This is a genomic window from Pseudozobellia sp. WGM2 (assembly GCF_017810075.1).
GTDB lineage: Bacteria > Bacteroidota > Bacteroidia > Flavobacteriales > Flavobacteriaceae > JADNYK01.
The window spans coordinates 314,617-335,500 of the sequence record NZ_JADNYK010000003.1; the positions used below are offsets into that span (position 1 = coordinate 314,617).

At 40.2% G+C, this 20,884-nt stretch carries 12 protein-coding genes; 8 read left to right on the forward strand and 4 right to left on the reverse strand.

Annotation, left to right across the window (positions count from 1 at the left end):
• Nucleotides 1–27: 27 nt before the first annotated feature.
• Nucleotides 28–1,353, forward strand: a complete 1,326-nt coding sequence (gene xylA, locus IV512_RS08345) for a xylose isomerase (protein WP_209402324.1) — start codon at nucleotides 28–30, stop codon at nucleotides 1,351–1,353.
• A gap of 83 nt (nucleotides 1,354–1,436) precedes the next feature.
• Here xylA and IV512_RS08350 read toward each other — a convergent pair whose 3' ends face one another.
• Nucleotides 1,437–3,089 (reverse strand): solute:sodium symporter family transporter, encoded by a 1,653-nt coding sequence (locus tag IV512_RS08350; protein ID WP_209402325.1) that lies wholly within the window; start codon nucleotides 3,087–3,089, stop codon nucleotides 1,437–1,439.
• A gap of 376 nt (nucleotides 3,090–3,465) precedes the next feature.
• Between IV512_RS08350 and IV512_RS08355 the strand changes: the two genes are divergently transcribed.
• Nucleotides 3,466–4,827 (forward strand): vanadium-dependent haloperoxidase, encoded by a 1,362-nt coding sequence (locus IV512_RS08355; RefSeq protein ID WP_209402326.1) that lies wholly within the window; start codon nucleotides 3,466–3,468, stop codon nucleotides 4,825–4,827.
• 73 nt (nucleotides 4,828–4,900) lie between these two features.
• Nucleotides 4,901–5,755, forward strand: a complete 855-nt coding sequence (locus IV512_RS08360) for a hypothetical protein (protein WP_209402327.1) — start codon at nucleotides 4,901–4,903, stop codon at nucleotides 5,753–5,755.
• A 12-nt stretch (nucleotides 5,756–5,767) separates the two neighbouring features.
• Here the strand turns inward: IV512_RS08360 and IV512_RS08365 are convergent, their stop codons facing one another.
• Complete coding sequence (locus tag IV512_RS08365) at nucleotides 5,768–9,478, reverse strand: metallophosphoesterase (protein ID WP_209402329.1); 3,711 nt, start codon at nucleotides 9,476–9,478, stop codon at nucleotides 5,768–5,770.
• A gap of 52 nt (nucleotides 9,479–9,530) precedes the next feature.
• On the opposite strand from IV512_RS08365, the gene IV512_RS08370 reads away from it, so the two are divergent.
• A complete protein-coding gene (locus IV512_RS08370; protein ID WP_209402330.1) occupies nucleotides 9,531–10,733 on the forward strand; it encodes a Pycsar system effector family protein in 1,203 nt (400 codons plus the stop codon).
• Nucleotides 10,734–10,810: 77 nt separating this feature from the next.
• Here IV512_RS08370 and trxA read toward each other — a convergent pair whose 3' ends face one another.
• Together trxA and dnaE are read right to left on the reverse strand one after the other, a co-directional pair.
• Complete coding sequence (gene trxA / locus IV512_RS08375) at nucleotides 10,811–11,128, reverse strand: thioredoxin (RefSeq protein WP_100870807.1); 318 nt, start codon at nucleotides 11,126–11,128, stop codon at nucleotides 10,811–10,813.
• 139 nt (nucleotides 11,129–11,267) lie between these two features.
• Nucleotides 11,268–15,653: a DNA polymerase III subunit alpha gene (gene dnaE / locus IV512_RS08380; RefSeq protein ID WP_209402331.1), complete on the reverse strand. Its 4,386-nt coding sequence runs from the start codon at nucleotides 15,651–15,653 to the stop codon at nucleotides 11,268–11,270.
• Between the two features lie 197 nt (nucleotides 15,654–15,850).
• Between dnaE and IV512_RS08385 the strand changes: the two genes are divergently transcribed.
• The 4 genes from IV512_RS08385 (at nucleotide 15,851) to IV512_RS08400 (ending at nucleotide 20,882) form a co-directional block, all read left to right on the forward strand.
• On the forward strand, nucleotides 15,851–17,269 hold the full coding sequence (locus IV512_RS08385) for a sulfatase (protein WP_209402332.1): 1,419 nt from the start codon (nucleotides 15,851–15,853) through the stop codon (nucleotides 17,267–17,269).
• Nucleotides 17,270–17,379: 110 nt separating this feature from the next.
• The gene (locus IV512_RS08390) at nucleotides 17,380–18,042 is read left to right on the forward strand and encodes a 30S ribosomal protein S16 (protein WP_209402333.1); all 663 of its coding nucleotides are present in this window, start codon (nucleotides 17,380–17,382) and stop codon (nucleotides 18,040–18,042) included.
• A 16-nt stretch (nucleotides 18,043–18,058) separates the two neighbouring features.
• Nucleotides 18,059–18,589, forward strand: a complete 531-nt coding sequence (gene rimM / locus IV512_RS08395; protein ID WP_209402334.1) for a ribosome maturation factor RimM — start codon at nucleotides 18,059–18,061, stop codon at nucleotides 18,587–18,589.
• A gap of 79 nt (nucleotides 18,590–18,668) precedes the next feature.
• Nucleotides 18,669–20,882: an FUSC family membrane protein gene (locus IV512_RS08400; protein WP_209402335.1), complete on the forward strand. Its 2,214-nt coding sequence runs from the start codon at nucleotides 18,669–18,671 to the stop codon at nucleotides 20,880–20,882.
• Nucleotides 20,883–20,884: the final 2 nt, after the last annotated feature.

A 20,884-nucleotide genomic window follows, 5' to 3' on the forward strand; every position in this document is an offset into this window, starting at 1 on the left:
AACTTAAACACGTAAATTTTATAAAAAATGGCATTAATAGGAGATAAAGAATATTTTAAAGGAGTCGGAGAGATTAAATTTGAGGGTAAAGATTCCGATAACCCATTAGCGTTTAAATGGTACAACCCAGAACAGGTAGTTGCCGGTAAAACGATGAAAGAACATTTTAAATTCGCTATTGCCTATTGGCATACGTTCTGTGGTCAAGGTGCCGATCCATTTGGCCCGGGCACTCAAAACTTTCCGTGGGATGCACCTAGCGATGCAGTAGAAGCGGCAAAGGCAAAAGCTGATGCTGCGTTTGAATTCATCACTAAAATGGGTGTTGACTACTTCTGTTTTCATGATTTTGATTTGATTCAAGAAGCGGATACATTCGCCGAATCAGAAAAAAGATTGGCAACCATTGTCGACTATATCAAGGGCAAACAAGCCGACTCAGGAGTGAAACTTTTGTGGGGTACCGCAAACTGCTTTTCAAATCCGAGATATATGAACGGGGCCTCTACAAATCCTGATTTTAATGTTCTGGCAAGGGCTGGAGGCCAAATTAAATTGGCTTTGGATGCCACCATGGAACTTAACGGCGAAAACTATGTTTTCTGGGGAGGCCGTGAAGGTTATATGTCGCTTTTAAACACCGACATCAAAAGAGAACTAGATCACATGGGCAAATTCTTGGGTATGGCCCGAGATTATGCCAGAAGTCAAGGTTTCAAAGGAAATTTCTTTATTGAACCCAAGCCGATGGAACCTATGAAACATCAATACGATTTTGATTCGGCGACCGTCGTAGGCTTTTTGCACCAATACGGACTACAAGACGATTTTAAATTAAACCTTGAATTCAACCATGCAACATTGGCTAGTCACACCATGCAACATGAGATGGAAGTTGCCGCTGCCCATGGCATGTTGGGAAGCTTAGATGCCAACCGCGGAGATTATCAAAATGGTTGGGATACGGATCAATTTCCGAACAACATTACCGAGGTTACCGAGGCGATGTTAACCTTCTTGAAAGCTGGTGGATTACAAGGCGGGGGTATCAATTTTGATGCTAAAATCAGAAGAAACTCTACCGATATGGATGATGTATTCCATGCGCATATTGGCGGAATGGACATCTTTGCCAGAGCTTTGGTAACCGCCGATAAAATCATTACTTCCTCACCTTATGAGGAAATGAGAACCAAAAGATACGGTTCTTTTGACTCAGGAAAAGGGAAAGACTTTGAAAACGGAAAACTTGATTTCAAAGACCTTTACGATATCGCCAATGAAAATGGGGAGCTTGATCTACAAAGTGGAAAGCAAGAGCTGTTCGAGAACATCATCAGCCAACATATCTAGAAGGCTGTAGTATTAGAATTAAAAAATCCTGTTATCTCACGATAACAGGATTTTTTTTATTTTTTTTATAATTATACCTATTTCTATTTGGCAAAGTAAATATAAATTCCAATTACGATAATACAAATAACCCCTCCCACTTGCTTCACATACTTATAAGGCTCAATAGAAACCTGCTTCGTATATTCGAGTTCGAAAGGTTCTTTTCTAGGATAAATTTTTCCGATTATCAGCATAATTATCATATTGGCCGCAAAGAGAATAGCCATTACGTGTAGATAATGAGGGTAGGCATCTGCCTCTACCAAGGTTAGTGCATTCGCATCGGTTACTCCCGAAGCCTTTGCTACCTGTACGGCACTCTCTCGAAGCTTAGGGCCTACGAAGAACTCACTGATGATATACAGCACCGATCCAGAAACAATACCAATTTTAGCGGCAATCGCAGGTACTCTCTTGGTCAAATACCCTACTGCAATAATGGTAAATATTGGTATGCTATAAATACCGTTGATTTTCTGTAGGTAATTGAACAAGCTACCCGCATCGGCGATCAAAGGCGCAATGAACATGGCTGCCAAAGCCAAACACACTCCAAATATCTTTCCGTATTTAACTACGGTAATTTCCGAAGCTTCCTTATTAATATGCTGTTTATAAATATCGATACCAAAAAGGGTTACCGAACTGTTCAGCACACTGTTAAATGAACTCAAAATAGCACCGAACAATACCGCGGCAAAAAAGCCGACCAATGTTTTGGGCAATACCGCTCTCACCAATTCGGGGTAGGCCAAGTCACTTGAAGCCAATCCTCCATCGAAATAGTGATAGGCGATCATACCTGGCAACACCAAAATTAATGGACCTAAAATCTTTAAGAACGATGCCAACAAAAGACCTTTTTGTCCTTCAGCTAAGTTTTTGGCACCCAAAGCACGTTGTATTATTTGTTGGTTCGTGCCCCAATAGAAAAGTTGTACCAGCATCATACCTGTAAAAATGGTCGAAAAGGGCACCTCTTGACCGGGCTCACCCGTTGAGTCAAATCGCTCAGGGTTAGCATCGACCAGAATATCTAAACCGTTAAATATACTTCCGTCACCGATAGCCATTAAACCAAATATGGGTATTAATATACCACCGATAATAAGCCCGACCGCATTTATACTATCTGAAACTGCAACTGCTTTCAATCCACCGAAAACCGCATAAATCGAACCTATAATACCTATGCCCCAAATACAGATAACCAGAGCTGCCTGGTCAGAAACACCGAGAAGTGTGGGAATATCGAACATGCCGCTGATGGCCACCGAACCGGAATAAAGGATTACCGGCAAGAGCACAACCACATAACCTGTCAAAAAGAGTATCGATGTGATAGTTTTGGTTGTTACATCGAACCGGGTCGCCAAGAACTGAGGAACGGTAGTCAGGCCTCCCTTTAAATATCTGGGCAGCAAGAATATAGCCGTTACCACCATGGCAATGGCGGCCAATGTTTCCCAAGCCATTACAGAGAGTCCATCTTTATATGCACTACCATTAAGCCCTACAATCTGTTCGGTAGAAAGGTTGGTCAACAATAACGAGCCTGCAATTACACCAGCCGTTAAGCTTCTTCCTCCTAAAAAATAACCATCAGAAGATTGTTCATCTGTCGTTCGAGTCGCAAAATAGGCTATCACAGCTACCAAAATCGTAAAACCTAAAAAAGAAATAATTCCAATCATGTAAATGGCTCGGTTTGATTATAAGGGGTAAATATATCGGATAATTTAATAACAATTCAATAATCAACCCATAAACTGTCAATTCTTGAAATCACATTTACCTCTACTTAATATTAGAACGTTCTATTAGCCCACGCTAGTTTGCATAAGTAGTGTTACATGTGGTAATGCATCTAAACGCCCCTATTGTTGGCTTAAAATTTTCGCGGGTGTTCATCGCTTTACATTCCAAAAATCTATTCTTATATTCACCTCTTTACAGAATTTTAAAATAACGTAATTTTGGATTTTCTTTTGTAAGAAGATTTACCTGTTCAGGTCTTATCTAGACAGGTACATTTGTATCAAATAATAAATAAAATTATTCATAAGTATAATGAAGAAAATTTTGCTTTTAGTGGTAGTACTCATAAGCTTGGCGGCGTGTAAAACAGATCAAAAAAGCCAAGAAACTATTGAAGTTACTGCAGAAGATTTACATGCATCGGTCGACAAGGTAACCGAAATTATGATTCACGATATTTTCTCACCGCCCGTAGCTAGTCGAATTTTCGCTTACCCCAATATTGCCGCTTATGAGATCGTAGCACTATCCAATGATGATTATCAACCTTTGGCGGGGCAAGTAAGAGATTTAAAACCCATACCTCAACCGGATACCACGGCCACCATAAATTATGAGATGGCCGCTTTAGTGGCCCATATGGAGCTGAGCAAAAGATTGATTTTCTCTGAAGATCGCATGGAAGCTCTGCGTGACAGTCTTTACGGAGTATGGCAAAACAAAAACACAGCCGTTTTTACAAGCTCAAAAGAATATGGTTTATTGGTAGCCGATCACATCGGCGAGTGGATGTCTAAAGATAATTATGCTCAAACCCGCACCATGCCGAAGTTTACCGTAGACGCCGATAATCCGGGACGCTGGCAACCTACCCCACCTGCATATATGGACGGGATTGAACCCCATTGGAACAAAATACGACCATTTGTTATCGATTCGGCCGCACAATTTAAGCCTACACCCCCACCTGCCTTTTCTATGGAAGAATCATCCGATTTTTATAAGGAGCTGAAAGAGGTCTATGATATCGGAAAGAAAATAGAAGAGGATGGTGACGAGTCAGAAGAAATTCAAATTGCCAAATTTTGGGACTGCAACCCTTATGTATCGGTAACAAGAGGCCATCTGATGTTCGCAACCAAAAAGATTACGCCTGGGGCCCATTGGATAGGCATAACCAAAATAGCGGCAAGAAAAACGGATAGCGATTTCAAAAAAACTCTTTTTGCCTATACCAAAACCTCTATGGCAATTGCAGATGGGTTTATTAGCTGTTGGGATGAAAAATACCGAAGTAACCTTATCAGACCAGAAACACTTATCAATCAACATATAGATGATGATTGGAAACCCGTTCTTCAAACCCCACCATTTCCAGAATACACGAGTGGACATTCCGTTGTATCGGGTGCAGCATCCACAGCACTAACTAATATTTTTGGTGATAATTTCAGTTTTGATGATGATACCGAAGTGGCTTTCGGCCTACCCATTAGAAGTTTCAATTCATTCAATGAAGCTGCGGATGAAGCTGCAATTAGTAGAATGTACGGTGGCATTCATTATCGGGTCGCCATTGAAGTAGGCCTCGAACAAGGTCGTAACCTAGGAAAATTCTTCATTGAGAATCTTAAAATGAAAACCGACCAGAGAGTAGCGAGCACTCTAAAATAGATACTCGCCATGTGTCATAAAGGTAATTTGCTCGTATGATCGAATTTCGCCAAAACATGAAAATTCAACTGTATTGAAAAATCTGCCCTCTTTATTTTTAGCATCTTTTCTTCTCTATAGCTGTGCCAATCATGGTCAATTGAACTATATCACAAAACTGCCGAACGTACTTGAAGAAAATTCGGGCATTGTATATTATAACAACAATTCGGCGTGGTTTGTCGCGGATAGCGGAAACGAAGACCGAATTTATAAAGTTGATTTCGAAGGAAATTTAGAGAAAGAGTTTGAGGTCAAAAATGCTAAAAACAAAGATTGGGAAGAGTTAACCACTGATAAAGAGGGAAATCTTTATATCGGTGATTTTGGAAACAATCTTAATAATCGAAAAGACTTGACCATCTATATATTACCTAATCCGGAAGAAGAGAAAGGCGATAAAATAGATGCAAAAAAAATAAAATTCAGTTATCCTGAACAAAAAGATTTTCCTGCTAAGAAAAAAGACAGAATGTTCGATGCCGAAGCCTTTTTTCACTTGAACGATTACCTCTATATTTTCACCAAAAACCGTACAGAGCCATTTTCAGGCGACACATCTCTCTATAAAGTGCCAGCCAAAAAGGGAAACTACAAAGCTGAATTTGTCCGTGATTTTAATCTATGCGCTGATTGGAACACTTGCAGAGTAACTTCCGCCGATATTTCAGGTGACGGCAAGACCCTTGTTTTATTGGGTTATGGCAAGCTCTATATTTTTACCGATTTCAAATCGGATAATTTTTTCGATGGAAATCGAAAAGAAGTAGACTTAGGGGTTCGTACTCAACTGGAGTCGGTTTGTTTTTCAGGGCCAAATACCCTTCTACTCTCCGATGAAGAAAAGAAAGATGGGGGTGGCAACCTCTATTCTTACGAACTAAAATAAGAGGTTCTCTTCTTAAAAACCGAAACCTACGCCAAACGAAAATCGTGGGCCGTCTACGCTATAAAATAGTGCAGCGCGCGCTGTAACAATGTCGGCACCGTTTAAAAAGAAACCACCGCCATAGGAGGTGTGCCAATTATCCGAATCCATCTCAGGTATCCATACCCGGCCGTAATCAAAACCCCCATACATACCCAAAGTCACGGGAAGCAGTTCAGTTTTAATCCGTCGTAGGCTATATCTGATATCAGTATTTTGATAATACGACTTCTTACCTGTAAAACGCTGATTTCTAAAACCGCGAAGACCATCGAGTCCACCGATACTGGCAGCTTGGTAAAACTCATAACCGTCGCCAATATTGAATTGCGCCTTCCATTTTGAAGCTAAGACCAGCCTTCCGTTAGGTATTAATTTATAGTCGAAGGATATAGAAGGAACAATATACCCGTAGCCTGTTTCCTCGGTTAAATTATTCTTATACCCCACCTTGAGTGAAGTTGCCATGCCCATAGTCGGAAAAGCATCATTATCTGCATTTGCATAAGAATACTCGGCATCTAAGCCCAAAAAAGACTTTCTATTATCTTCACCGTTTTGAACGTAAAAGGTATTAATAAAACGATCTTCGGTCTCTTCAACATTAATTGATTCATAGGAAATAGCGGTTTGTAACTTTGCACCTAACTTACCTCGCCATACCAGTGATGGGGCTATTTCAAATGTCTGCAATTTCACCCTATTGTAGTCAAGGTCAAGGTCATCATCGTTGTTTATCGATTCGTTGCCGAAACCAAAGAAGTTGATGCTGTAATTCGGACTGGTAAACCGAGTGGAAATGTCAAAATTCCAGTTTTCGAAAATTTCAGCGAATTCTCCTGAATAACCTACTTCAAATCCACTTGTGGCAAAATAAAAAGAGGCATCTAAAGTATGTTTCTGTGTAAACGGGTTTTGCCTAAAACCATTATAGGTATAGGTGTCGTTGAAACCAATTTTTACCCCATCATCAGGATTAAAACCTATGGTCGGTATGATTTGATTGACCGAATTACGAATCTTTAATGGCAAATAAGTATTGACATTATAGTCATCGGTCAATTTTACTTTGGCATTCTTGGTTTCCGTAAGGGTATTATCTTTTGACTTGTAATCGTATATTGCAATATTGCCACCTTGTTTTAATTCGTATATATCATTATTCTGACCGCCGATAAGTCTTACCTTAATACCACTCGCCTGTGAACCGTTTACCTCAAATCGGTCATCATCATCTAGACCGTAGACCCATATTTCTTTAGCGACCTTGGCATTAAAAGTTTTCTGAAAGAACATTTTTTTCTTTTTGCCTTTCAGATTACGATAGACCTTGACCTCTGTCTCGTTTTTATTTAAAATATTAATCTCGAACCAATCATCTTTATCTGTGCCCACCACGACTGCGTACTTGTTCAAAACACGATAATATTTTTCGGCTGTTTCTTCGATATTCGCCAACCTCGATTTCAAGATACTCTTGATTTCATCTACGGTTTCATCACGTACTTCTTTCGGAAATGACAGAAACGCTTTATCTAAAGCTTCATCAGATAAATTATTACGTAGAAAACGGGCTTGTGTCAACCAATCTCCCAATGTAGTTTCAGGTAGTACTGCCACATCGAGAACATAGGTCTTTGGAGAAGAGTTAAACCCTTTTACGTTCCGAATTTCTTCGTTAAAACCTTCCATCAAACTTAGCGCAGGAACGATACGTGTCGCAAGGTTCATAAAAAAACCGTCACCATGTTTAGAATAGACCATATCTCTATCCCTTGGCACAGGCCTGTATAGTACCTTACCACTTTCAGCGTCTTTGAACTCGGCCCATCGCCATTGATCCACATGCCGATCCCAATCACCAATTACCATATCAAAAAGTCGGGCCCGTAAATACAGTTCTAAATCTACCTCATACTTTTCGTCATTCCTCAAATCTTCGAGCATGCTGTCTGTACTTTTCAACTCATCGGAATACCCAAAACTGGCCAAATTGCCATGACCATCACCGGCATGTTCCTCTATCATATAAAGTTCATTACCAAAACTCTCATTAAAATCTTTCAAAGCGGGCTGTTTGGGTATATAGTAAAGTACCGGGTTGGTATGGTATAACCCAACAGCATCGGATAATGCAGCCGTAGTAAATGGACCATAAGGATGAGATCCTGTATAAAAATCAAGTAAAAAGTTCTCGGTATAGGTGTTTTCGAACTCCCCCATCACGTATTGCTCTTGAAAGGCCATAGCCTGTAAATATAATTCGGCGTCTTTTCTAAGGGCACGCATTACATATTCTTTACCGCTCTTATGTCTAAGCCGTAATGATTTCGATTGGTGACCGCCACCTTTGTGAACGGGTTCAAGGCCACCCATTAACGTATCTAAATTGACCGTCGGCGCAGTGACTTTTTTTGCATAATATTTTCGGTAACGTTCACCCCATAAAAATTTGAAAAATGAACTTCTTTCAATTTCATCTTCTGTATAAACCGAAGCCTTTACCGTTTCCGGAAACTTTTCAGGGTAATTTTCTTCAAAAATCTTACGGTCGGGTGGCAAAACTTGGGTGCTGAACAAGAATTCTTCACTTTCTTCCGCTCCCGTACCATAGAAATCAACTTTCGAAGAACCATCTTTATAAACCTCCAATACAGCATAACCCCTTCGCCCGGTAGAAAACAAACTACCGTTCAACAGTCGGGTCGCTCCTTTCTTAGCACCAGAACCACTCACAATTTGCGGAGTATTCTCTTCAACAATATATTGTAAAGTATGCTCATGTCCTGAAGCTAAAATGACTTTTTGAGAATACTGGGCCAATGTCAGCAATCGCTTTTTCAACTCATTATAACGCTTATTGCCCATATCTTCGGTAGAAGCCCCTGAAGTACGTCGCAAAACATTGATAAAACTACCCAATAAGGGCAACGGACCTATTTTACCTTTCGGATAGAAGTTTCTTTTCAAGCTATATTGCCCACCATGGGGGCCATAGCTGAACATAGGATGGTGCATAGCAATAATGGTCGTTTTTTGACGGTTATCTTTTATCTCATCTTCCAATTCTAACCAAAATCCATCTCTGCTTTTAATACCACATTTATCGTTTATATCTGGGCGCTTGTCCCAATTGGTCAAATACCACTCTGTATCAATCGCAATAATGGTCACCTCGTCGTTAACTTCGATGGTTTCTATCGGGCATCCATCTTCAGGAAAAAATACATCTTTGCTATCAAGGGCCTTCTGAATATATTTTTGCTCTCTTTTCAAACCTACTAAGCCTTCGGTGTACCAGTCATGGTTACCAGGAATGAACAGGGGCTTACCCTTAAAGTTTTTCAAAGTTTTTAATTGGGCGTCCAAATCATTTTTAGCCTTTAAGTAAGCGGCAGTAGAATCTTTGGGGTCTGGCAAACCCGCAGGGTATATGTTATCTCCTAAAAAAAGAGCGGTACTGTTTTCATCAGCTTGATCCAAGCGCTTTTTAAAAATTTTAAGCGCTTTGTTCATATCGTTCATAGGCGAAAGGCCAGCATCGCCAATTAAATAGAAGGTATGTGATACCTCTCTGTTCGGCTTAAAATTAGCACCATTACCATCTTTATATTTTGTTTTATAAGTGGCACAAGCTGTGAATAATAGGGCGGCGAGTGCAATAAGCGCAAAATGTTTGGGCATTGGAATACTATTGATTCTTAATTATTTGTACTTTGGGCGCAAAACCTTTTTTATGTCCGACTTACTTTCGAAAGCCGAAAATTTTTCGACCGATTTACTGGTCAACAAATTGGATAGCAATTATTTGTACCACAATTTGAGACACACCCAAAGAGTTGTCAAAAGTAGTAAAGAATTGTTGCAATACTATAACTTGAACGATTCTGATGGTAATGCAATTATCTTAGCTGCCTGGCTACACGATATCGGTTATACCCAAGGTTCGGAAAACCATGAAAGTACTAGTTGTGATATAGCCAAGAAATTTCTAACGGAACAGGGTTGCGATTCTATCTTAATCGATGAGGTATGCAGACTTATTATGGCCACCAAACGAGGACACGAGCCCCAAAATCTGATGGAAGAAATAATAAGAGATGCCGATTCTTCACATCTAGGTCAGACAAGTTATGCAGATACCTCTGAAATGTTACGTGAAGAACTATCTCTCTTGGGTATTGCCAACATTACCACTAAAGAGTGGCGAAAAGCAAATATTAAAATGTTTCAAACGGAACATAGATTCTATACCGACTACGCGAAAGAACACTGGCAAGAAGGTAAGGATGACAACCTAAAAAAACTGGTCAAAAAACTTAAAAAAGACAACAAGACCAGAAAGAAAGAAGAATTAAAAGTAAAATTAAAGAATCAAAGCCCGGAGCGGGGCATACAGACCATGTATCGTGTATCGATGCGAAATCATCTGAAATTAAGTGATATCGCAGATACCAAGGCAAACATTTTATTGTCTGTAAATGCTATCATCATTTCCCTTTTACTAACCAATCTTATACCGAAACTAGATAATCCGTCAAACGACTATCTCATTTATCCTACGGGTATTTTTGTGCTTTTCAGTATCGCCTCGATGATTATGTCAGTTTTGGCCACAAGACCTAATGTGACCAGTGGTGAATTTGACAGGCAGGATGTCGAAAATAAAAAGGTCAATTTACTGTTCTTCGGAAATTTTCATAAAATGAAGCTGCAAGACTACGAATGGGCCATGCAAGAACTTATTAAGGACCAGAACTATGTTTACAATACCCTAACTAAAGACCTTTATTTTCTTGGGGTGGTCTTAGATAAAAAATATAAACTTTTAAGGTGGACGTATACTATATTTATGATAGGGATTATTCTATCTACCATAGCGTTCTTCGTTGCCTTGAAATTTTATGGCCCCGAGCGTATTATTGAGTTACCAACTTGATAGATACAAAGTGAAGCAATAAAAAAAAATCCTGCAAAAGCAGGATTTTTTTTTATTATAAATTGAATCTGATTGTCTTATAAGACTGCATCGATTGCATCGGTGTAAACCTTTTTAGGGGAAACACCAACTTGTCGATTTACGATTTCACCACCTTTAAAAACCAAAACGGTAGGTATGTTACGTACACCATATTTAGCTGCAAACTCTTGGTTAGCATCAACGTCAACTTTACCAACTACGGCTTTGCCTTCGTATTCGTTGCTTACTTCTTCTATAATCGGACCAACCATTCTACAAGGGCCACACCATGCCGCCCAAAAATCTACTACTACAGGTTTATCACTTTTTAAGACTACTTCATCAAAAGTTGCGTCTGTTATTTCTAATGCCATGTTATTTAATTTATTAGATTATGCAAATTTAGTCAAATAATGTTCGCTTTTCTTACGCAAAAAGAATCTATTTTAGTTATAACGCTATCATGAGAATTTATTCTCTAAATAACACCATAGTTTATTCTGTCTAAACGAACTAATTCAGCTTGTAGTGTATCTGTTGCTCTTCTAAGGTAGCCAAAAGCTCACTTGAAATCTGCACTTTTTGCTTTCTACTCGATAAGTTTACCTTAATTTCCTGCTCCATTTCATAGATTACAAAATTTAATGGGTGACTACCTTGATGAGACACCAATGTATCTTTCAATTGATAAACGCCCTCTTCCTTCAAGTCATCAATATTCAATTTTATAGTCAACTTCTTGGCATAGGTCTCCATTACTTCTTGCAGAAGCATAAAACTGTTGAACTGTATTCTCGGCTCGCCTTTTTTACCTGTATCTCGGTTTACCCAACCGTCTCGCACGAATAACTTGACATAGGCAAAAGAGTTGATCATTAAAAAATGGCGGAATTTCAGATACTCCTCCCCAAAAATTCGAAACTCAAAAGAGTCTGAATAATCTTCCATTGTAAAGGCCGCCCAACCTTTGCCGTTTTTAGAGGTGCGGTGTTGCACATCGGTAATTACCCCGGCAAAAGAAAGTTCGCGATTCACATAATTGGGCAAATCATTGGCACATGATACGCTGGCATTACAAAAAGCACTTATTTCCTTTTTAAAATCGTCAAGTGGATGACCCGAGATATAGATACCCACCACTTCTTTTTCACGTCGAAGCTTTTCCATGGTGCCCCAGTCTTCACATGGGGGCACTTCCGGTTCAGGTATTTGCACCTCACTTGCATCACCGAAAAGACTTACCTGTGACGAGTTTTCATTTTCTTGAAACTTGGCCCCGTATTTTATCACTTTTTCCAGAAAGGTTATTCCATCACCTTCATCATGAAAATATTGCGCCCGGTGTGTACCTCCGAACGAATCGAAACCTCCGGCTACTGCCAAATTCTCAAAGGCCTTTTTATTAGCGGCCCTCAAATCGATTCGTTTGGCCATATCGAATACCGATTTAAAGTGCCCTTCTTCTTTACGGTTCGCTACGATAGTTTCAACAGCACCCCTACCCACACCTTTAATTGCACCCATACCAAATCGAACGGCCCCATCTTTGTTAACTGCAAATTTGTAATACGATTCGTTGACATCGGGCCCAAGTACTTCGAGCCCCATTCGTTTACACTCTTCCATAAAGAAGGTCACCTGCTTGATGTCGTTCATATTGTTACTCAAAACCGCAGCCATGTATTCAGCAGGGTAATGGGCTTTTAAATATGCCGTCTGATAGGCTATATATGCATAACAGGTAGAGTGACTTTTATTAAAGGCATAAGATGCGAATGCTTCCCAATCTTTCCATATTTTCTCAAGAACTTCACGTGGGTGGCCTTTCTTCTCTCCCCCGTCAAGAAACTTAGGTTTGAGCTTTTCCAACAGGGCAAATATCTTTTTACCCATTGCCTTACGCAGCATATCGGCTTCACCTTTTGAGAAACCTGCCAATTTTTGTGAGAGCAACATCACCTGCTCTTGATACACCGTTATACCATAGGTTTCTTGTAGATACTCTTCCATATCCGCAAGGTCATAGCTTATCTCTTCATCCCCATGTTTACGGGCAATAAAGCTGGGAATATATTCCATCGGCCCTGGTCGGTACAATGCGTTCATGGCAATGAGATCGTCGAAAACCGTGGGTTTCAAGTCTTTCATATGCTTCTGCATACCGGGCGATTCATATTGAAATATACCTACGGTATCTCCCTTTTGAAACAGCTCATAGGTCTTTTCATCATCCAACGGAAAATCATCGGGCACTAAATCGATGCCATGCTTGGCCTTTACGATTTTCACCGTGTCTTTAATAAGGGTCAAGGTTTTTAGACCCAAGAAATCCATCTTCAACAAGCCTGCACTTTCTACCACCGAGTTATCGAACTGTGTAACGTATAAATCGGAATCTTTCGCCGTAGACACCGGTACGAACTTGGTAATATCATCGGGCGTAATTATCACCCCACAAGCATGTATTCCGGTATTTCTCACCGACCCTTCAAGAACACGGGCCATTTTTAAGGTCTGCCCTTCTAAATCGTCCCCTTCCGCTATATTTAATAACTCATTGATTTTTTCAAGATCATCTGACCGAAATTTCTTTTTCAAAGCATTTTCCGGTACACCGAAAATTTTACCCAGCTTTGACATATTGGGAATCAACTTGGCAATTCGGTCGGCATCACCCAACGGCAAATCGAGCACCCGTGCGGTATCACGAATAGATGATTTAGCGGCCATTGTACCATAGGTAATAATTTGAGCTACCTGATTCGCCCCATATTTATTGATTACATAATCCATCACCCTACCACGGCCTTCATCATCAAAATCAATATCGATATCGGGCATTGACACCCTATCAGGGTTCAAGAACCGCTCAAAAAGCAAATCGTACTTCAGGGGGTCGATATTCGTAATCGTAAGACAGTACGCTACCACGGATCCAGCAGCCGAACCTCGACCGGGCCCCACGGAAACATCCATATTTCGGGCCTCACGAATAAAATCTTCAACTATCAAGAAATAACCAGGGTACCCTGAATTCTTGATGATCATAAGTTCGAAATCTAAACGTTCTTCAATTTCTTTGGTAATCTCGCCGTAGCGTTTTTTTGCACCCTCATAGGTAATGTGCCGCAAATAGGCATTTTCACCCCGTACGCCCCCATCTAATTCATCTTCGGGGTCTTTGAACTCATCGGGTATACCGAACTTGGGCAACAGTACGTCACGTGCCAATTCGAAAGGTTCTATTTTATCTACGATCTCTTGAATATTCAAAATCGCATCGGGCACATCTTTAAAGAGTTCTTTCATCTCATCTTGAGACTTAAAGTAATACTCTTGGTTAGGCAGACCATATCTATACCCCCGACCTCGACCTATTGGCGTAGCCTGCTTCTCACCATCTTTTACACAAAGAAGAATATCATGCGCCTCGGCATCTTCTTTAGCGCAATAATAGGTATTGTTCGTAGCCACGATCTTCACATTATGCCTATCGGCAAATTGAAGCAATACTTGATTCACACGATCTTCATCTTCTTGACCATGCCGCATGAGTTCTATATAAAGGTCGTCGCCAAACTGTTGTTTCCACCAGATCAGGGCTTCTTCCGCTTGGTTTTCACCAACATTCAATATTTTACCGGGTACTTCGCCATAAAGGTTGCCCGTTAGTACGATAACGTCTTCCTTATACTGTTCGATTACACTCTTATCGATTCGGGGCACATAATAAAATCCGTCGGTGTAGGCTATCGAAGACATTTTTGCCAAGTTGTGATACCCCTTTTTATTCTTCGCCAACATGACTATTTGGTAACCATAGTCTTTGACACTTTTATTGGTATGGTCTTCGCAAACAAAAAATTCACACCCCACTATCGGTGTAATTTCTTTTTCGGTAGCAGGTTCACCTTTTTCTTCCGCTTCTTTATTTCTATCTCGCACACCCTTGTTGTGACTACCAATTTCCTTTACAAAATGAAAAGCGCCCATCATGTTGGCATGATCGGTCAGGGCAACTGCCGACATATTGGTGTCGGCAGTCGATTTTACCAAACTTTTTATATTGATGGTAGATTGCAACACCGAAAACTGAGAGTGGTTATGTAAATGCACGAACTGAGCATCTTCAAGAGTCTTGATATTCTCTCTGATTTCCTCTTGAGAAACACCGCCTGTATCTTTTTCCCAAAGCGCATCGGCAATTTTTTTCGATGCCTTTTTAAGGTTGATGTGTTTTAATCCAATAAGCTGAATTTCCTGCGGATTCTGCTCTGAAAAATTACGGAAGTAATCTGGGCCGACATCAAGTTTTTCGGCCGTATACTGTTTTCTGCGGATGAGTTCTAAAAAGCAGCGAGTAGTGGCCTCAACATCGGCTGTTGCGTTATGGGCCTCAGAAAAGGGTTCACCGAACAGGTATTCATGCAGCTCCGTCAAAGTAGGAAGTTTGAACTTGCCTCCCCTACCTCCAGGAATTTGGCATAACATAGCCGTTTCTTCGGTGCAGGTATCTAATACAGGAAGTTCTTGGAGGGGGTTCTCGACGGCCATGCGATGGTATTCGGCCCCCATAATATTCACATCGAAACCGACGTTCTGGCCCACAATAAATTTGGTGCGTGCCATGGCAGCATTGAATTTTCTTAATACTTCACCCAAAGGCATACCCTCTTGCTGGGCCAGTTCGGTAGAAATACCATGTATTTGCTCGGCATCATACGGAATATTGAACCCATCGGGCTTCACCAAATAGTCTTGATGCTCTATTAAATTACCCATGTCGTCGTGCAACTGCCAGGCTATCTGAATACAGCGTGGCCAGTTATCCGTATCGGTAATAGGGGCATCCCATTTTTTAGGGAGACCAGTAGTTTCGGTGTCGAATATCAAGTACATGGTGCGGATGTTTCTAGTTCAAGGTTTCGATATTTAAATCTTGGAGTTCGAAACCAAATAAGAGCCCATAAAATTAGATAAAAGGAGAGGCTTTTTAAAATGGAATTGTGAGTAGTTATTAACTACTTGCCGAACAGAAGCTTTTACAAGGCACCCCCGTTATTTTCACTATATTCATACGCTCAAATCAATTTAAAATGACAACTACCAAAGCCCACCGTAAACTCTATTTTTTTGTTTCAATTCTAAGCTGCCTATTCTTCAACAACACACTTATAAGCCAAGATTCGAAACCCACCAATTTTGTAATCATATTTGCTGATGATTTAGGTTATGGAGACTTGGGCACATTTGGAAACCCGACCATCAAAACACCTAATCTGGACAAAATGGCCCACGAAGGTCAAAAGTGGACGAATTTTTATGCAGGAGCCAGCGTTTGCACCCCAAGTAGAGCCGCAATTCTAACAGGAAGGCTACCTGTACGTAGCGGAATGGCAAGCAACAAGCAACGAGTACTCTTCCCCGATTCAAAATACGGACTGCCCGCCAACGAAATAACTTTGGCCGAACAACTGAAAACGGTAGGGTATAATACGGCATGTATCGGAAAATGGCACTTAGGCCACAAAAAACAATACCTACCTACCAATAACGGATTCGATTATTATTTCGGTATTCCCTATTCGAACGATATGGACCGGATTCAAGGTGAAGAATATAAAAACTATTGGGAGCGGAGCAATGACAGCATCAAGACCGAACACTTCAATGTACCACTGCTACGAAATACAGAAATAATAGAACGCCCCGCCGACCAAAATAGCATTACCACCCGCTATTCCAACGAAGCGGTTTCTTATATCAAGAAACATAAAAACAAACCATTCTTTGTGTATCTGGCCCACAACTTACCTCACGTTCCCCTTTTTGCTTCAAAAGATTTTTTAGGAAAAAGTGAGAGAGGATTGTATGGCGATGTTTTGGAAGAGATCGATAATGGAGTGGGCAAAATTCTGGAGACACTTCAGAAAGAAGGCTTAGCTGAGAATACCATCGTAGTTTTCACTTCAGATAATGGGCCCTGGCTACCATTTAAACTTAACGGAGGAAGCGCAGGCCCTCTAAAGGCCGGAAAAGGAACCACTTGGGAAGGCGGCATGCGTGAACCCACCCTATTTTGGGGACCGGGCCAAATAAAGCCCGGTACCATTATGGACATAGGCTCAACTATGGACCTATTCACCACCTTTAGCAAAATAGCCGGGGTCGAAATACCGAAAGACCGAGTTATTGATGGGGTTGATTTAAGCCCTACTTTATTTAAAAGGGAAGAAAGCCCGAGAAAGAACATGTTCTATTATCGCGGCACGGAAATTTATGCTGTTAGAAGTGAAAACTATAAAGCACATTTCGTAACCCAAGGTGCCTATGGGCAATTTGGCGAACGTGAAGAGCACGATCCACCATTATTATATAATCTTGGTGAAGACCCTTCAGAACAATTCAACATTGCAGAAAAACATCCAGATGTATTGGAATCTATTAACGAATTAATCGACCAGCACCGGTCAAAGCTCATCAAAGGAAAAGACCAACTGGCCGACCGTGAATAATATTATTATCAAACTATTGCAGGTTTCGAGAAATGAATTATATTTGCAGCCCTTTTCAGGGAAACTTAGAATTAATAACAGGGGTCGGGCACCCCACAAATTAATGTGATATGCCAGTAAAAATTAGACTGCAGAGACACGGTAAAAAAGGGAAACCTTTCTATTGGGTAGTTGCTGCCGATATTCGTGCAAAGAGAGATGGTAAATTTCTCGAAAAATTAGGTATTTACAATCCAAACACCAACCCTGCCACGATTGAACTTAACGTAGATAATTCTGTAAAATGGCTTCAGAATGGTGCACAACCAACTGATACCGCTAGAGCTATTCTATCTTATAAAGGTGTTTTACTAAAACATCACTTGTTGGCCGGTCAGCGTAAAGGGGCTCTAACAGAAGAACAAGTTGAAGAAAAATTCAACGCTTGGTTAGAAGAGAAAGAAGGTAAGATTTCTGCGAAAGTTAGTGGTCTTGACCAAGAGAAAGCCAAAATTAAGGCTGAAGCTTTAAAAGCGGAAAAAGAAATCAACGAGAAACGTGCTCAAGAGGCTGCAGCTGCAGAGTTACCTGAAGAAGCCGAAGTTGAAACTGCTGAAGCACCACAACCAGATGCTGAAAATGCCGATACTACTCCAGTTGCTCCGGTAGCTTCTGAAGAAGAAATCAAAGCTGATGATGCTAAAGAAGAAGCGCCTAGCGTTCAAGAAGTAGTTTCTGACGAAGATTTCGAAAAGAAAGACGCAGACAAGCCAAAGCCGGCTGAAGAAGCTTAAATAATTTTAGAAACGAATGCGCAAGGAAGATTGTTTCTACCTCGGTAAAATCGTTTCGAAATATAGCTATAAGGGTGAGGTACTCGTAAAAATCGATACCGACGAGCCCGATTTATACGAAAACATGGAATCAGTTTTTGTCTTGATGAAAGGCAACAATCTGGTTCCATTTTTTATTGATAGATGTAGACTTCACAAGTCTAATCTTCTTCGTATCGATTTTGAGGAAGTTAAAGATGAAGCGGCCGCCGACCGTATAATGAGACATGAGCTTTACCTGCCCTTGTCCTTTCTCCCCAAACTGGAAGGAAACAAGTTCTATTTTCATGAGATTATAGGTTTTACCGTTCTAGATTTTGAATTAGGCAACATAGGCACCATTACCGGAGTTAACGACACTACTTCACAAGCTATTTTGGTCATCGATAACAAGGGCAAAGAAATATTGGTTCCGCTTACCGATGAAATTTTAACCGAAGTAGATCGTAAGAACAAAACCGTAAAGGTAACTACCCCTGACGGACTTGTTGACCTATACTTGTCGTAAGATAGATATTTGAACAACATCCTATTTTAAAATGCTCTTACTTCAACGAGGTAACCACTACCTTTGCAGCCAAAATTATATGGGCTTGTTTTCATTGAAGGAAAAATTATCTGCGTATTCGTTCAGTATCGTTAAGTTTTTTAAAAGCACCGACTTTTCAAAGGCTATACTATTGGGTATTGCTGGCACCTTGCCGATTGTACTTGGCATCAACCTTGACCATTTTGAAATTGGACTTTCCATTTGTTTTGGAGCATTATGGTGTGCCCCTAGTAATACTAACGGGTACTACCGCCATAATAAAATCGGTATTTTATTGGCAACCTTGCTGATAGTTATTGTCAGTTTTATCGGTGGATATTTCGATTTCAAATCATGGTACCTATTACCACTCTTGGGGCTTGTAACATTTGCCATAGCTTATATTTCGGTATTTGGCTTTAGAGCTTCACTCATCAGTTTTTCAGGTTTATTGGCCTTAGTGCTCAGTTTCGCTTATGAAACCAAAGAACTTGAATTGTGGGAACATTGTGCTTGGATAGCGGTCGGAGGTCTTTGGTATCTTTTACTTGTCATAATTTGGCATTACATCAATCCGCGGGCACAAACCGAAGAAATACTCTCAGAGACATATGCACTCACTGCCGATTACCTTCAAACCCGTGGTAAGCTAATCGATCCTAAGAACAATCATAAAAAATTGAGGTCGGTTCTTGCCAAAAAACAGAATGACCTCATCGAACACCACGAAGCCTTACGTGAAATTTTACTTCAATCACGAAAAGATTCCGGTCAATCTAACTATCAAAATAAACGTTTACTCGTATTCATTCAATTGATAGAAATGCTAGAAATTGCTATGGCCAACCCAGTTGAATACGATAAAATGGCGAGTTTCTTTCAACAGAACCCCAAATACGTAGATAGCTTTCAAGCCTTAATCTTTGAGATTGCAGAACAACTACGGGTAATTTCAAGCCTTGAAAAAAAATCTGGAGAAAATTCACATCCCCGTTCGCTTCATTCATTATTAAAGAATGTGCAACGGGAAATAACACTTTTAAAAGAAGAAAAAGAAGAAAGCTTTACCCATTTTTTAATGCTGCAAAATTTATTCGAATACCAAGAGAAGCAGTATGAAAAACTAAAAAAAATCAAATGGTTACTGGGCGACCCTGAATTGAGCGAATCAGATTATATTGATAAGGAAACCGCAAAACAATTTTTGCCGCAACAAGATTATAGTGCTTCTTTATTATTGCGCAATTTCAATTTTGGTTCGCCAATTTTTAAGCATTCACTACGCTTAGCCGTTATTACCATAATCGGTTATGGTTTGGGTTCGTTTTTAGAGTTTCAAAACCCTTACTGGATATTGTTGACCATAATCGTAATCATGAGGCCCAGTTATGGTCTCACCAAGAAACGCACAAAAGAGCGTATTGCGGGTACCCTTATCGGAGCCTTTCTAGCCACCGGTATTGTTTTCTTTATATCACACCCTTATGTCTTCGGTGCTTTGGGCATCACAAGTCTTGTCATGGCATTTTCGTTGGTCCAAAAAAATTATAGAATCTCGGCAGTATTTATTACGCTCAGTGTAATTTTTATTTATGGCATTCTACGACCCGATATTCTTACGGTTATACAATACAGAATATTCGACACCGTTTTCGGCGCAGCTCTTTCTTTTATGGCCATTCTTTGGTTGTGGCCCTCATGGAGTTTTTCTAAAATAGAGGAAAGTGTTATTAAAAGTCTAACGGCCAACAGAGTATTTCTTGAACGAATAATTTCCTTCTACGAAAAGAAAGGTTCGATTCCTATTGAATACAATATGGCAAGAAAGCAGGCTTTTAATGAGACGTCTAACTTAAGTTCTGCTTTTCAAGGCATGGCCCAAGAACCGTCGTCAAAACAAAAAAAATTCGAAAAAACATATGAGCTGGTCGTACTCAGCCATAGATTTCTATCTTCTTTATCATCATTGAGCGGTTATATTCAAAATCATAGTACTACCGAAGCCTCTACCAATTTCAAAAATACAGCTGGTCTTATTGTAGAAAATTTACATCAAGTCATCTTGCAATTACAGGATAAAAATCACCTCACGAACACCTCTAGCAATGATAGAGAAATGACTTTTAAAACACTATTACCACAACTTGACCACGACGACACCAAAAATATGATGACCGAGCGCCACTATCAAGAAGCCCACCTTATTCGTGAGCAATTACAATGGCTTTTTTCTCTAAGTCAAAACATGATAAAGTTGTCTAAGGAGTGGTAAGG

What these genes read in the sequence shown, in the direction of transcription:
- xylA (WP_209402324.1), top strand. Translation starts at nt 28, where the DNA reads ATGGCATTAATAGGAGATAAAGAATATTTTAAAGGAGTCGGAGAGATT.
- IV512_RS08350 (WP_209402325.1), bottom strand. Translation starts at nt 3,089, where the DNA reads ATGATTGGAATTATTTCTTTTTTAGGTTTTACGATTTTGGTAGCTGTG.
- IV512_RS08355 (WP_209402326.1), top strand. Translation starts at nt 3,466, where the DNA reads ATGAAGAAAATTTTGCTTTTAGTGGTAGTACTCATAAGCTTGGCGGCG.
- IV512_RS08365 (WP_209402329.1), bottom strand. Translation starts at nt 9,478, where the DNA reads ATGCCCAAACATTTTGCGCTTATTGCACTCGCCGCCCTATTATTCACA.
- IV512_RS08370 (WP_209402330.1), top strand. Translation starts at nt 9,531, where the DNA reads ATGTCCGACTTACTTTCGAAAGCCGAAAATTTTTCGACCGATTTACTG.
- trxA (WP_100870807.1), bottom strand. Translation starts at nt 11,128, where the DNA reads ATGGCATTAGAAATAACAGACGCAACTTTTGATGAAGTAGTCTTAAAA.
- dnaE (WP_209402331.1), bottom strand. Translation starts at nt 15,653, where the DNA reads ATGTACTTGATATTCGACACCGAAACTACTGGTCTCCCTAAAAAATGG.
- IV512_RS08385 (WP_209402332.1), top strand. Translation starts at nt 15,851, where the DNA reads ATGACAACTACCAAAGCCCACCGTAAACTCTATTTTTTTGTTTCAATT.
- IV512_RS08390 (WP_209402333.1), top strand. Translation starts at nt 17,380, where the DNA reads ATGCCAGTAAAAATTAGACTGCAGAGACACGGTAAAAAAGGGAAACCT.
- rimM (WP_209402334.1), top strand. Translation starts at nt 18,059, where the DNA reads ATGCGCAAGGAAGATTGTTTCTACCTCGGTAAAATCGTTTCGAAATAT.
- IV512_RS08400 (WP_209402335.1), top strand. Translation starts at nt 18,669, where the DNA reads ATGGGCTTGTTTTCATTGAAGGAAAAATTATCTGCGTATTCGTTCAGT.